At 53.0% G+C, this 12,785-nt stretch carries 12 protein-coding genes and 1 pseudogene; 9 read left to right on the top strand and 4 right to left on the bottom strand.

The features are described 5' to 3' along the window. Positions 1-62: 62 nt before the first annotated feature. Positions 63-1,472 (bottom strand): MFS transporter, encoded by a 1,410-nt coding sequence (locus GNG26_RS11080; RefSeq protein WP_231604322.1) that lies wholly within the window; start codon positions 1,470-1,472, stop codon positions 63-65. A 116-nt stretch (positions 1,473-1,588) separates the two neighbouring features. On the opposite strand from GNG26_RS11080, the gene GNG26_RS11075 reads away from it, so the two are divergent. Both GNG26_RS11075 and GNG26_RS11070 read left to right on the top strand, forming a co-directional pair. After that, positions 1,589-2,494 (top strand): LysR family transcriptional regulator, encoded by a 906-nt coding sequence (locus GNG26_RS11075; RefSeq protein WP_103824403.1) that lies wholly within the window; start codon positions 1,589-1,591, stop codon positions 2,492-2,494. Between the two features lie 223 nt (positions 2,495-2,717). Continuing rightward, positions 2,718-4,121 (top strand): ISNCY-like element ISKpn21 family transposase, encoded by a 1,404-nt coding sequence (locus tag GNG26_RS11070; protein WP_001567368.1) that lies wholly within the window; start codon positions 2,718-2,720, stop codon positions 4,119-4,121. 28 nt (positions 4,122-4,149) lie between these two features. Here GNG26_RS11070 and GNG26_RS11065 read toward each other — a convergent pair whose 3' ends face one another. Next, positions 4,150-4,782, bottom strand: coding sequence for a hypothetical protein (locus tag GNG26_RS11065; protein WP_001567369.1), 633 nt, complete (start codon positions 4,780-4,782; stop codon positions 4,150-4,152). 276 nt (positions 4,783-5,058) lie between these two features. Between GNG26_RS11065 and GNG26_RS11060 the strand changes: the two are divergent. From GNG26_RS11060 to GNG26_RS11050, 3 genes and pseudogenes are all read left to right on the top strand, one after another. After that, positions 5,059-5,257, top strand: a pseudogene (locus tag GNG26_RS11060) (ISNCY family transposase); the annotation flags it as partial. Positions 5,258-5,599: 342 nt separating this feature from the next. Further along, entirely contained in the window at positions 5,600-5,926 is a 327-nt protein-coding gene (locus tag GNG26_RS11055) for a multidrug efflux SMR transporter (RefSeq protein ID WP_156238702.1), read from the top strand. Then, positions 5,923-6,249, top strand: coding sequence for a multidrug efflux SMR transporter (locus GNG26_RS11050; protein ID WP_156238701.1), 327 nt, complete (start codon positions 5,923-5,925; stop codon positions 6,247-6,249). The genes GNG26_RS11055 and GNG26_RS11050 overlap by 4 nt, the downstream gene beginning before the upstream one ends. A gap of 61 nt (positions 6,250-6,310) precedes the next feature. Here the strand turns inward: GNG26_RS11050 and GNG26_RS11045 are convergent, their stop codons facing one another. Then, complete coding sequence (locus GNG26_RS11045; protein ID WP_231604286.1) at positions 6,311-7,198, bottom strand: LysR family transcriptional regulator; 888 nt, start codon at positions 7,196-7,198, stop codon at positions 6,311-6,313. Between the two features lie 228 nt (positions 7,199-7,426). Here GNG26_RS11045 and GNG26_RS11040 point away from each other — a divergent pair, with 228 nt between their 5' ends. Next, positions 7,427-9,970 carry an excinuclease ABC subunit UvrA gene (locus tag GNG26_RS11040; protein WP_197080146.1) on the top strand — a complete coding sequence of 848 codons (2,544 nt, stop codon included), beginning with the start codon at positions 7,427-7,429 and terminating at the stop codon, positions 9,968-9,970. Positions 9,971-10,005: 35 nt separating this feature from the next. Then, positions 10,006-10,425, top strand: coding sequence for a hypothetical protein (locus GNG26_RS11035; RefSeq protein ID WP_231604283.1), 420 nt, complete (start codon positions 10,006-10,008; stop codon positions 10,423-10,425). On the opposite strand, the gene GNG26_RS11030 is transcribed toward GNG26_RS11035, so the two are convergent. Then, a complete protein-coding gene (locus tag GNG26_RS11030) occupies positions 10,372-10,839 on the bottom strand; it encodes a MarR family winged helix-turn-helix transcriptional regulator (RefSeq protein WP_114314977.1) in 468 nt (155 codons plus the stop codon). The genes GNG26_RS11035 and GNG26_RS11030 overlap by 54 nt on opposite strands. Before the next feature lie 150 nt (positions 10,840-10,989). On the opposite strand from GNG26_RS11030, the gene GNG26_RS11025 reads away from it, so the two are divergent. Together GNG26_RS11025 and GNG26_RS11020 are read left to right on the top strand one after the other, a co-directional pair. After that, positions 10,990-11,811 (top strand): alpha/beta fold hydrolase, encoded by an 822-nt coding sequence (locus GNG26_RS11025; RefSeq protein ID WP_156238700.1) that lies wholly within the window; start codon positions 10,990-10,992, stop codon positions 11,809-11,811. A 74-nt stretch (positions 11,812-11,885) separates the two neighbouring features. Further along, a complete protein-coding gene (locus GNG26_RS11020) occupies positions 11,886-12,653 on the top strand; it encodes an alpha/beta fold hydrolase (protein ID WP_156238699.1) in 768 nt (255 codons plus the stop codon). Positions 12,654-12,785 lie beyond the last annotated feature (132 nt).

Here is a 12,785-nt window from a genome sequence, read left to right as displayed (position 1 = left end):
AGTGAAGTGGGCTGCGTCCGCAGTTAAAGACGTACAGCCGCTAAGAAGTCTAGTTGAGAAGATTAACGATTGCTTCCTCCTAACGAAAGCGCATGCGTTCTGCGCAGTCGGCTGAGGCTAAACAACACTGAAGCGACAGACGCAGCGACAGCGACCCACAGGGCGAAGTGGACAGCCCGTTCATTCAACGTCTGGCCGGTTTCCGGGGATATCAGAGCCAGAAGGATACCAACAACAGCGGCGCCCAGGCACTGCCCGAAAGTTCGGGCAATGGATAATACCCCGGATGCATAGCTTGCCTGTTCGCGGGCAACATTCGACAACATTTCCCGGTTGTTAGGACTCTGAAAACATCCAAATCCGATGCCGCAAACCAGGCTACGCAGGCCGATATCCCATACGGAAGGCGAGGCGGGCAGCATCGCCAGCAGGATCAACCCCACCACAAAGATGGCCAGGCCAACAGTGGAGATTAGCGGCGCAGAAACCGTGTCTGCCCAGCGGCCGGCATGGGGTGCGATGAGTACAATACCTATCGGCCAGGGCACAAACAACAGCGCGGATACAACAGGGCTGTAGCCATATACGCTCTGAAACAGGAAAGGCAACGCAACAAAGGTGATCCCCTGGCTGACAAAAGAGGCCAGTGACGTTAATGCCGCGAGGGTGAAACGTCCGTTCTTGAATATGACGGGCGGCAGTATGGGTGCCCGGGCGCGGCGGATATGCCAGATAAACAGCATCGTGCTGAACAGGGCGAGGAGTCCCCAGCAGACCGCCGCCAGGTGAAGGCTGTTCGCCGCCATAATCATTGCCCCCAAAAGGGTCGCTGACAGTACCGCGCCAGGGAGATCAAACGCCGTTTTGCCGGACGTTGATTTTCCGGGTAACGCCCTGAAAGCCAGCAACAGGGCTAAGGTTCCCGGAAGAATGTTAATGGCAAACAACCATTGCCAGCTCAGGGTATCCAGTATTGTACCGCCCAGCACCGGGCCAATGGCGGTGCTGGATGCAATAAGCAGGGCATGCAGACCCAGCACGCGGCCAAGCAGGCGTCCCGGAAAAACGCTGCGCAGGATCGCCGGAGCAATACTTAACGTCGCCGCACCGCCGATCCCCTGCAGGATACGCATTACCACAAGCATTTCTGGGGTAGTTGCCACTGCGCAGCCCAGTGAAGTCAGCGTAAAGGTGGTGAGCCCCGCAAGAAATATGGGGCGAGTGCCAAAGATCGTCGCGAGCGAGGCGAAGATCATCAGCGTCATGGCCGCAGAGAGCAGGTAACCGTTGGCGAACCAGACCGCGTAGCTTGCAGGCACCCGCATCGCTTGCGCCATAGAGGGAAGGGCAATGTTGATCATGGTGCCATCAAATACCCCCATCAGGGTGGTCACCATTACGGCGATCATCACCCGGGCGCGCTCCGGGCCAGGCAGCCCGTCATCACCGGGTTGGTTTGAAAATAGCATCATCATCTGAACTCCTGAATATGGTTTTGATGACGAAACTATAAGCACGAGGTATATAAGGCGGAAGACGCATGGTTTACACTTAATCATTGCACCGAACGCCTTATCTGAGGTTTATCATGTCCGATCCCGATTTTAACCTGTTGGTCGCACTCGACATTCTGCTGGCAGAAGCGAGCGTGGCCGGTGCTGCACGGCGCTTAAACCTGAGTGCATCCGCCATGAGCCGCACGCTCAACAGGCTGCGTGAGGTAACGGGCGATCCGATTCTGGTGCGAGCCGGACGAAATATGGTGCTGACCCCCTGGGCTGAAGCCTCCCGGGATCGCGCCAGAAATGCGGTGCAGGAGGCGAGGGCAGTGTTACAGCCGTCAATGGAGACGCTCAGGCTGGAAAGTCTGGCGCGGATTTTCACAATCCGGGCCAACGATGGGTTTGTCGTCGCGTTTGGCCCGGCGCTGATTGCCGCTGTGGCTGAGGCAGCCCCGGACGTCTGTATCCGTTTCGCGCCCAAGCCGGAAAAAACGTCACGTTATCTGCGTGAGGGTCTGGTCGATCTGGAAATTGGCGTCCAGAGCAATATGGGCCCGGAAATTCGCCTGCAGCGACTTTTTCAGGACCGATTTGTCGGTGCCGTTCGTAAGACGCATCCGCTGGCATCGTTACCGGAAATCAGCGTAAAGGATTATGTCGCCTGGGGCCATGTGGTGGCCGCACCGAATGGATCATTACACGGGTTTGTGGATGATGCACTGGCGGAGTCAGGTTTGTCGCGTAAGGTGGCAAGCGTGGTGCCTGGCTTTCCGACGGCGTTGTCCGTGGCGCTGGCATCGGATCTTATCGCCATGGTTCCGGCGTTGTATTTGCAAAACCCGCAGATGACGGAGCAGCTGCATGTATTCGAACTGCCGTTTAAGACCCGCGCCATCACGGTATCGCAAATGTGGCATCCGAGAATGGAAAGGGATCCCGGTCATCGATGGCTGAGAGAAAAAGTGCTTGAGGTGTGTCGGAGTGTACGGTGATGAATGAGAAGCTGAGGCGAGGGGATAAAGCTGGGCGCGTAATACGAGGCCCGGTACGGGTACCAGGGAGGCTGCGTTGCTGCCACAGATCGTATTTAACATAATATACATTATGCGCACCAACGTTGTAATGGCTCAATAGTAATGTCCGCCTGTGGCTCAATTCAGATGTCCGCGCTATGGTAAGCTTCACTGGTCCGTTTAAACTACCGGGAGGCATATCATGAGCGCAGAAAGCTCAGGAGTGTTTACTTTGAAAGAGATCAACCGGATCAAGATTATACAGGACGTCATTGAACGTCGCATCACAACGCGCCGTGCGGCCGAGCACCTCGGTATCAGCGACAGGCAATGCCGCAGACTTCTTGCCCGTTACCGTGAAGGCGGACCGCTTGGTATGGCCAGCAGACGATGTGGCATGCGTGGTAACCGCCAGTTGCCACCCGGGCTCGCAGATCAGGCTCTGGAACTGATCAAGACGCGTTATGCTGATTTCGGTCCGACTCTGGCGCGTGAAAAGCTCGAAGAACTCCACGGACTGTTTCTTGGCAAAGAAACTGTCCGGCGCATCATGGTGCGGGCTGGCTTATGGGTTCCCCGTAAACAACGTGCCGCAAGGATCCCTCAACCACGGTACCGGCGTCCGTGTACTGGTGAGCTGATACAAATAGATGGCTGTGATCACGACTGGTTTGAAGGCCGTGGCCCGGCCTGCACCGCGCTGGTCTATGTTGATGATGCAACCAGCAAACTGATGGAACTGTTGTTTGTTAAATCGGAGTCCACGTTTTCTTACTTCGAAGCCACGCGGCGCTATATCGATAAGCATGGTAAACCGCTGGCACTGTACAGCGATAAAGCCGGTGTTTTTCGTGTTAACAATAAACACGCCACAGGCGGAGACGGGCATACTCAGTTTGGGCGAGCCATGCATGAACTGAACATCCAGACTATCTGTGCAGAAACCAGTCCCGCCAAAGGGCGTGTAGAACGAGCTCACCTCACTTTACAGGATCGTCTGGTCAAAGAGCTGCGGTTACAGGGCATTTGTTCAATGGAGGCTGCAAATGACTTCGCTGAGGCCTATATGGCTGACTATAACCGCCGTTTTGGCAAAGTACCGCGACATGATTTTGACGTACACCGTGCTGTAGAACATGATGAGGACCTGGGGCTTATTTTCACTGTTCGTGAAAAACGTAAAGTCTCAAAATCGTTGACGATACAATATGATAAAATGTTGTACCTGATTGAAGACAGCGAACTGAGTCGCCGTGCAATAGGTAAATATATCGATGTGTATCACTATCCTGATGGCAGAAAAGAGCTGCGCCTGAACGGTACGCTACTTCCCTACTCTACCTACGACCGACTGTCAGAAATCGACCAGGGCGCGATTGTCGATAACAAGCGTCTTGGCCGAACCCTGGAGTTTATCAGTCTGGTGCAGAGCAAGCGGGATAACACGCGCTCTCAGTCAATTCCCGCTGGAGATGGCCCTTCCCGACGACGGCCAAAGCAGGAAGGGAAGAAATCCCAGCGCTCACTGGATAATGATGACATGCTCGAAGCACTCAAACAGCTTCAGTCACGTTCAGAGGACATTTTTGGTAAAAGAGCCCGCTGATGGTACTCACTGGCCGGACAGTGGTTGCTCACCAGTTGATATTGTCCGGCCAGACCCATGATGTATTATTCATTTCGTTCAGCATCTTTATGTCCTGCTTTTCACGGGCATACTTACCCCATAATGAATGAAAAGAACGAACAATACTGATTAACTGCTTTTTTCTTTGCTCCGGAGATAGGCTGATAAAATAGCAGCACCTGCTGTCAATATTATCCTCAATGAAATTAAAATCAGAGTCTGATGCATATTTTACTGTTAGCATAATATCATTCGACGTTGTTCTCTCAGACTCTGTTAATGCTGATTCTATCAGGTATTCAAAGGCATACATGACAGACAGCTGGTTTTTGTCTGTCTGAATATAACCCATTGAGTTTCTGAGTATTGAGGACTGTACCAGGACCAGAGGCCATAAAAGCTCAACACCATAAAGCTTATATGTATCATGTTGATCATACTGATGTTGCTCAACACGACGATTACCTTCCCGTGCTTTACGAATATCATAGGCAAGGGATAACATAAATCCGTCTTTAACTTTAATCAGTGGGCTTTCATCCACGATGTAATGAATGAGTTCATGTAATTCATTCAGGGCTTCTGAATCTCCCCACAGTATAAAACCTGCATTGTTCGGCGTTAACTCGTATCGAAGCATGGGCTCAATCATCCTGTTGTTTCAGTCGGAGGAAAGTCTATCAGTAAAGAGAATGAGAGATCAAAGTGGTCATTTTAATTGAGCTGGATAACGGACATTTCAATTGAGCCTTGACAAACGTAGTACCTGCAGTATTATAAAGAACTGAGCCGGACAAACCCGTCAGTTGTTGAAAAACGCATGCGCCGTCGTGATGCTGCTCACCAGCTTACTCTGACCGAACGTCAGACGCTGCGTCTGATGGATTGATGGATTGATGGATTGATGGATTGATGGATTGATGGTTCTCCACATGACTGGTTTGAAGTTTGAAGGTCAAGCGCCGAAATACTGCTTGCTCGTCTTTATTGATGACGCGGCTGGTCGCCTGGTGCACCGCCGCTTTGGTGAGACTGAATCAGCCTTTGATTACATGATGGCCACCCGTGAGTATCTCGAGCAACACGGCAAGCCCCTTGCGTTCTCCAGCGACAAGAAAGCCTAAAATCCTGTCAGGAACGCAACATCCCTTCACGTCACGCCTCAACGTTATCATGGATCAAGCCTAGCCTCCTTTCAGACTCAGATAAGTTCCAATGCGTGATATTTCCATTTTGTCACTTCTGAAATATCAATAAAGTGTATTGTCCGGTCAGAATGAGAGTCTTACTATTACATTTATTCCAGTGCGTAACCAAATAAACTTGACTCGAGCAGTGTTTATTAATTTAAACACTTCCGATCTATTTTGATTATTTTTTGCGACAAGAATCTTTCGTGAATATTTTGTGGCGAAATGGAAATTTAACTCACTGAAGTTGTTGAAGAGAGAATTGTTATGAACACCAGAGGTCTCATTCTTATTATCATCGGTGCGATGTTTGAGTGCGCCTGGGCATTCGGTCTTAAGCATGCCCAAAGTCCATTTGAAATATTTCTGACCGTGGTTTGCGTGGTGGCCAGCTTCGGCATATTCATGCTGTCATTCAAATATGTCAGGGCGAGTATCGCGTATGTAGTTTATACCGGTCTCGGTACCCTATTTGTGGTACTGGTAGAAATGACCGATACCCTGTCTCACGGAGGTCAGCCAGAAATCCTCCGTATCGTATTCGTGGTCACCCTGATGCTGGGCATCATTGGTGTTAAAGGAGCAAAATCATGATTTCCTGGCTCATTCTGTTTGTTGCCGGCTGCTTCGAGGTTGCGGGTATTTCCACTCTGAATGGCTATGCCAATGCCGGAACCGCTCGCCGTAAGATCACGTTCCTTCTGGCTACCATTGTACTCTTTGCCATTGCGCTCAGCTCGCTGAGTATCTCCATGCGCGAGATTCCCCTTTCCGTGGCCTATGCCATCTTTACGGGGGTGGGTACCATCGGTGCCGTTGCGGTAGGCGTATTGATTAACGGAGATAAAATTCGTCTGCTCAAGGGGGCAAGTATCTTTCTTATTATCTTCAGTGCGATCATGCTGAAGCTGGTTTAATTCCATATTCTCTCTTTCAGACAGTATCCTGAATGAAAGAGAGAAACCTTTCTGACAGTTATTAGTTTCCGGTAAAATAATTCACCATAAAATCCGTAAAGGCTTTGAGTCTGGGGAGCACATATTTATTCGTGGGCCAGACCAGATTGATTTCATAGATTTGTTCGACAATATTTCCCAGCACAATTTTCAGCTCACCTGATTCAATATATTTTTCCGTGAGCAGCCCCGGCATAAAAGCAATACCTTTGCCGTCAAGTGCCAGCCCAAGGCGAATGTCCGTACTGTTGCAGACGAGAGAAGGGATAACATTCTGCACACCGGATGCTGAATTCAGAAGTGGCCAGGGCTCCGTGCGCCCACTTGAGGGATAGCGGTATTGAATACAGGTATGGGAATTGAGATCCTCCACGCAGGCAGGAATCCCGTGTCGCCTGAGGTAATCCGGTGATGCCACCAGATTCATGACACAGTTACCGAGCGAGCGGGCTGTCAGCCGGGAGTCTGACAACTGTCCGACGCGTATTACCGCATCGAATCCCTCCTCCACCACATCAACCAGTCTGTCGCTAAGATCTACCTCAAGAGTTACTGCCGGATATTGCGTTATAAAACGGCTGATCACCGGCAGGAAAAAGGACGGTATATAAGGCATACTCACTCGAAGCTTGCCTTTAGGCTCGCCTGATACAGACGAAAGCTCCTCCTTCGCTGCTGTCAGTTCATTAAGTATTACCCGGCTACGCTCAAGAAACATTTTACCTTCTTGCGTCAGGCTTAAACCACGCGTGTTACGGTTAAGCAGGCGCGTACCCAGCTCCTCTTCTGTTTTGCTGACGAGCTTACTTACAGCAGAGGGGGAAATATTCAGCTCGCGCGCCGCGGCCGCGAAGCTGCCAAGGTCAGCAATTTTCACGAACGCCTCAATACCGTCTACCAGGTTCATCATCTTCTCCTGTGAATAGGTGTAGCAGTTCTGCCATCTTACCCCGTACTGACATTCCATTTCGTCACGACTGAATTACCGAAACCGGCAATTGTCCAATACGCGACCCGGGACTAACCTTGAAGTTCTTTTCTCATGCCGTCTGTCCGGCCCTTTTCAGTCAGAGCGGAGCTCTTACGTGAAAGGCGAAACTAATAATATCGACAGACTGACGCATTATCAGGGGAACTAATGTCATCAGAAAAACTATCGCAAAGCATAAATGTACAGCCTGAGGATATCCGTACCGGCGTCACTGTACATGGAGCCAGGACGCATAACCTCCGGGACGTTTCCTTCACCTTTCCCCGTGATGCCATGGTGGTTTTTACCGGGATATCCGGATCCGGTAAATCCTCCCTGGCGTTTGACACACTCTACGCCGAAGCGCAGCGACGGTTTATGGAATCTGTTGCGCCGCATGCGCGGCGCCTGATTGAGCAGGCTTCGGCACCGGACGTGGACGGCATAGACGGGCTGCCGCCCGCCGTAGCCCTGCAGCAGAGCCGGGCCGGCGCGCAGGAACGCTCAACGGTTGGCAGCCTGACGCGGATCTCCGTCACCCTCAGGCTGCTTTTTTCCCGTGCTGGTATCCATCCCACCGACATCCCGTTCCTACCGGCAGAAGCCTTCTCGCCCAATAATCCTCAGGGCGCCTGCCCTGCCTGTCAGGGCATGGGCATGGTGCATGAAGTGAAGGCCGACGCGCTTGTTCCTGACGGGTCGCTTAGCATCCGCGAAGGGGCGATAGCCTCCTGGCCCAACGGCTGGCAGGCAAAAAACCTGCGCTCAATTCTTGACTCGCTGGGCTACGACATCGATGCCCCGTGGAATACGCTGGCTGAAAAAGATCGGGAATGGATCCTCTTCACCGACGAACAGCCGTCAGTGCCGATTTTCATGGGGCTAAATGCGGAGCAGCGCCAGGAGGCACTCGCGGCAGGCACCGAGCCCGCCTATACCGGTACCTATACCAGTGCCAGAAAATATCTTCTGCAAAGCTATTCGGGCGGTAAGGAGTCAGTGAAAAAACGCCTCTCCCGCTTCATCACCGTGGCGCCGTGCAACGAATGCCACGGCAAACGGCTCAACCGCAATGCTCTGGCCTACACCTTTGCGGGCCATGACATTGCCGAAATGGGTGAGCTGACGATAACGCAGTTAAAGGGGTTGTTTTTACCCTTTGCCGAAGGCCGTTCGCCGCATATGCCTGGCGAAGCCGCGCTGCGGGAGGCCGTCATCAGGATGACGACCGATATCTGCGGCCGCCTCGACCAGCTCGAAAGGCTAGGCCTCGGCCACCTCTCTCTCGGTCGGCGGACTACCATGCTCTCTTCCGGCGAGCTGCAGCGTATCCGACTGGCCACGCAGCTTATCTCCCGCCTGTTTGGCGTGATCTACGTGCTCGACGAGCCGGCAGCCGGTCTGCATCCGGAAGATGTTCGCGCCCTCCTCCAGTCCCTGCGCCTGCTTCTGGAGGCTGGCAACTCGCTGGTTATTGTCGAACATAATCTGGACGTTATCGCCGAAGCCGACTGGCTCACGGAGGTGGGGCCCGGTCCCGGGCACTTGGGCGGTGAGATCGTTTATAACGGCGCGCCATCCGGTCTGGCACGGGTTTCCCGCTCACCTACCGCAGGCTACCTCTTCGACAAACACCGTCCGGGCCTGCGCAGGCGTGAACTTCCCGATCGCTGGCTGGAGCTTGAGCAAATCACCTGCAATAACATTCACGGGCTGGATGTCCGCATCCCTCTTGAACGGATGACCGCCATCACCGGCGTATCCGGATCGGGCAAGTCCACGCTTCTGGCCCGGGTGCTCCCGGCGCTGCTTCAGCGACTCGACAAAACCCCTGAGGATGAGGAGTCAGAGGAAGACAGCCTGGTTCCGGAGGTACAGGGTAAGATCACGGCTGGCGGGACTACTCTGAAACGTCTGGTCCGCATCGACCAGAAACCCATCGGGCGCACGCCGCGCTCTAACCTGGCGACCTATACCGGCTTCTTTGATACCGTGCGCAAGCTATTTGCCGATACCGACGAAGCGAAAAAGCGAAGTTTTGACGCCAGCCGCTTTTCCTTTAACCTGCCCGCCGGCCGCTGCCCCGCCTGCGACGGACAGGGACAGATCACTATCGAACTGATGTTTATGCCCCAGGCAAGCGCGCCCTGCTCCGCCTGCGGCGGACGGCGCTACAATGAGGATACGCTCCAGGTCCGCTGGCATAACAGAACGATAGCAGACGTGCTGGATCTCACCGTCGATGAAGCCGTTGAGGTGTTCAGACATAATGACACCATCCAGCGCTCCCTGGCCGCGCTTGCCTCGCTCGGTCTCGGCTACCTGAAACTGGGGCAGCCCGCCACCGAACTATCCGGCGGCGAATGCCAGCGCATTAAGCTCGCCTGGGAATTGCAACGCGTACAGCGGGGTAAAACACTCTATCTGCTTGACGAGCCCTCCACGGGGCTGCATCCAGCGGACATGGACAAGCTGATGCGGGTCCTCGACAGTCTGGTTCAGCGCGGCGATACGGTGGTCATGGCGGAGCACGATATGCGCATTGCCGCAGAAGCCGACTGGGTTCTCGATCTCGGTCCCGGGTCGGGCGAAAACGGCGGACGTATCATTGCGGCCGGCACGCCGGAAGAGGTCAGCCGCAGTAAGAAAAGCCTTACCGCGCCCTGGCTTGCGGCCAGGCTAAAAAAAAGGAATGGCGATCCTGACGAGTAACGCCGGTCAGGTTTAGTGATGGTTTCGGAGGATACATGCAGTTTGATTTGTTTGCAGACGAAGGGCTACCCTCCATTCCGGGCTTGATTTATCAGGCCGACTTTCTCACGCCGGAAGAAGAGACAGGTTTGCTGGAGATTATCGCCACGCTGCCTCTCATGCCTGCACGGTATAAAGAGTATGAATCAAAGGTCCGTATTCTCAGCTTCGGCGGGCTTTACGATTTCAATACGCATACCGTCAAGCCCAGTCCGAGGCTTGATGCACGTCTGGTTCCGCTGCGAAACCGCGTCGCCGACTGGCTGAGGATTGAGCACGGGACGATTTCCCATCTGCTCGTCACCGAATACCTACCCGGCACGCAGCTGGGATGGCATCGCGACGTCCCGGTCTATGAAACATCACTTGTCCGGTCTCTGTGCACGGTGTATCTGATCACGGATCTTATCGACTGATGATTTAATGTCAGCAACTGCATCCGCATCCATTCCAAGGGTATCCACAATACAGCGCGTGATATTGCTGGCCTCAATTTTCAGTGTGTCCCCCTTCTCTGTCAGATGAATAAGCACTTCACGTTCATCCTTCGGATTGCGTGTCCGGGTGATCAACCCCGCACTCTCCAGCCGCTTAAGTAAAGGAGTCAGCGTGCTGGACTCAAGGAAGAGTATTCCACTCAGTTCCTTCACAGTGCGTCCATCCTGATTCCACAGAGTGATCATCACCAGGTACTGGGGATAGGTTAAACCCAGCTTATCGAGCATTGGGCGATAGAGCTGCGTAAACGCATGTCCCGCGGAATATAGCGAGAAGCAGAGCATGCCGTGCACATCCGGAAGTAAATCCCCGGTATTTATCTCTTTAGTCATATGTCCTCCAGTCCCTCTAAAATAATTTGTGTGCGATTTAATTGCAAGCGATTGACAACAACAAAAAGTAATGCCAGATTAATTCACACACAAACAAGTCGTGCACAAATCAATTGCGCAGCAACATACAATTCATAACAGGAGAACGATATGTCCACATTCACAACGACAGACGGGACTGGCATTTTCTATAAAGACTGGGGTTCAGGTCAGCCAATCCTCTTTGCTCACGGATGGCCGTTATCGTCTGACGCCTGGGATCAGCAGATGCTTTTCTTCAGCCAGAATGGCTTCAGGGTCATCGCTCATGACCGGCGCAGCCACGGGCGTTCGGACCAGACATTCCATGGCAACAATATGGATCAGTATGCTGACGATCTGGCCGAACTTATTGAAGCGCTGGATCTGAAGGACCTGATTTTAGTAGGTCATTCCACAGGGGGTGGCGAAGTTGCACATTATATCGGTCGTCATGGTACTTCCCGTGTAGCTAAAGTTGTTTTGGTTGGCGCAGTACCACCTCAGATGCTCCGGACCGATGCTAATCCCGACGGCACTCCGCTGGAGGTATTTGATGCCATTCGCGAAGGAACGGCCAAAAACCGTGCTCAATTCTTCTTCGACCTGACCATTCCATTCTATGGCTTCAATCGCGACCATGTACCAACCAATGACGGGCTGCGGGAAAACTTTCGCAGGATCGGGTTGCAGGGAGGTATTAAAGGACAATATGACTGCATCCGTGAGTTCTCCGAGGTCGACTACACCCGCGATCTGCAGCAGATTGATCGCCCTACTCTGATTATTCATGGTGACGATGACCAGATTGTGCCCATTAAGGCATCAGCACACCGCGCCGCTGAGATCGTTGCGAACGCCACACTGAAGATATATGCCGGCGGCTCACATGGTCTGGCTGAGACAGAGGCCGACCGCTTTAATGCTGACGTCCTGGGCTTTATTCGCGGCTAACGAGGTGGCCTGTTCCATACAGGCCACACCCATCATACGCATACCTTATCAACTGTGTTAAAAGGGAAACTATCATGTCTAAATTTGCTGCCTCCCTCGCTATTGCTACCGCTCTGCTGTCTGCCAGTGCTTTCGCCGAAACCGCAAAGCCGACTGTTGTCCTGGTTCATGGAGCCTTTGCTGACTCATCAAGCTGGAATGATGTCACCCGCATCCTGCAAAAAGACGGGTATAACGTCGTCGCAGCGGCTAATCCGCTGCGCAGTGTTTCGACTGATGCAGCTTACGTCTCTTCTGTTGTGAACAATACTAAAGGACCTGTTGTACTTGTCGGACATTCCTATGGCGGCCAGGTGATAACGAACGCAGCCCGGGAAACGAAAAATGTTAAATCACTGGTTTATGTCGCCGCATTTGCTCCTGACACGGGTGAGGCTGCCGCTGAACTGGCGGGGAAATTCCCCGGAGGCACGCTTGGCGAGGCGCTTTCCGCACCGGTTAAGCTGGCTGATGGTAACGTCGATCTGTCCATTGAGCAGTCGAAGTTCCACCAGCAATTCGCTCATGACGTGTCAGCTGAAAAAGCTGCGCTGATGGCGGCAGGACAACGACCTGTGACCGAAGCAGCATTAATTGAAAAATCGGGAGCCCCCGCCTGGAAAACAGTGCCCTCTTACTTCATTTATGGTGACAGCGACAAAAATATCCCTGCCCAAAGTTTGCGTTTTATGGCTGAACGCGCGGGATCAAAGCACACCGTGGTGATCAAAGGGGCATCCCATGTCGTAATGGTTTCTCATCCTCAGGACGTAGCCACGCTTATTGAGGAAGCCGCGAAATAATTCTCTTTGTCCTGTCTTTGACGCCATTCCCCGTCAGAGGCACTGTCCCGGACTTTTTTTGCGGCACAACCGCCAGGGTATACAGTGTCAGCTGCCTTCGAAATAAACAGAAGAGAGATCGTCCGCCTGCGG

The sequence above is a fragment of the Leclercia sp. J807 genome, assembly GCF_009734465.1.
Taxonomy (GTDB): domain Bacteria; phylum Pseudomonadota; class Gammaproteobacteria; order Enterobacterales; family Enterobacteriaceae; genus Enterobacter.
The sequence above is the reverse complement of the archived record's forward strand: the minus strand, read 5'-3'. Positions and strand labels throughout refer to the sequence as shown.

Excerpts from the sequence above, each read along its gene's own strand:
- GNG26_RS11080 (WP_231604322.1), bottom strand. The coding sequence starts at position 1,472 with ATGATGCTATTTTCAAACCAACCCGGTGATGACGGGCTGCCTGGCCCG.
- GNG26_RS11075 (WP_103824403.1), top strand. The coding sequence starts at position 1,589 with ATGTCCGATCCCGATTTTAACCTGTTGGTCGCACTCGACATTCTGCTG.
- GNG26_RS11070 (WP_001567368.1), top strand. The coding sequence starts at position 2,718 with ATGAGCGCAGAAAGCTCAGGAGTGTTTACTTTGAAAGAGATCAACCGG.
- GNG26_RS11065 (WP_001567369.1), bottom strand. The coding sequence starts at position 4,782 with ATGCTTCGATACGAGTTAACGCCGAACAATGCAGGTTTTATACTGTGG.
- GNG26_RS11055 (WP_156238702.1), top strand. The coding sequence starts at position 5,600 with ATGAACACCAGAGGTCTCATTCTTATTATCATCGGTGCGATGTTTGAG.
- GNG26_RS11050 (WP_156238701.1), top strand. The coding sequence starts at position 5,923 with ATGATTTCCTGGCTCATTCTGTTTGTTGCCGGCTGCTTCGAGGTTGCG.
- GNG26_RS11045 (WP_231604286.1), bottom strand. The coding sequence starts at position 7,198 with ATGATGAACCTGGTAGACGGTATTGAGGCGTTCGTGAAAATTGCTGAC.
- GNG26_RS11040 (WP_197080146.1), top strand. The coding sequence starts at position 7,427 with ATGTCATCAGAAAAACTATCGCAAAGCATAAATGTACAGCCTGAGGAT.
- GNG26_RS11035 (WP_231604283.1), top strand. The coding sequence starts at position 10,006 with ATGCAGTTTGATTTGTTTGCAGACGAAGGGCTACCCTCCATTCCGGGC.
- GNG26_RS11030 (WP_114314977.1), bottom strand. The coding sequence starts at position 10,839 with ATGACTAAAGAGATAAATACCGGGGATTTACTTCCGGATGTGCACGGC.
- GNG26_RS11025 (WP_156238700.1), top strand. The coding sequence starts at position 10,990 with ATGTCCACATTCACAACGACAGACGGGACTGGCATTTTCTATAAAGAC.
- GNG26_RS11020 (WP_156238699.1), top strand. The coding sequence starts at position 11,886 with ATGTCTAAATTTGCTGCCTCCCTCGCTATTGCTACCGCTCTGCTGTCT.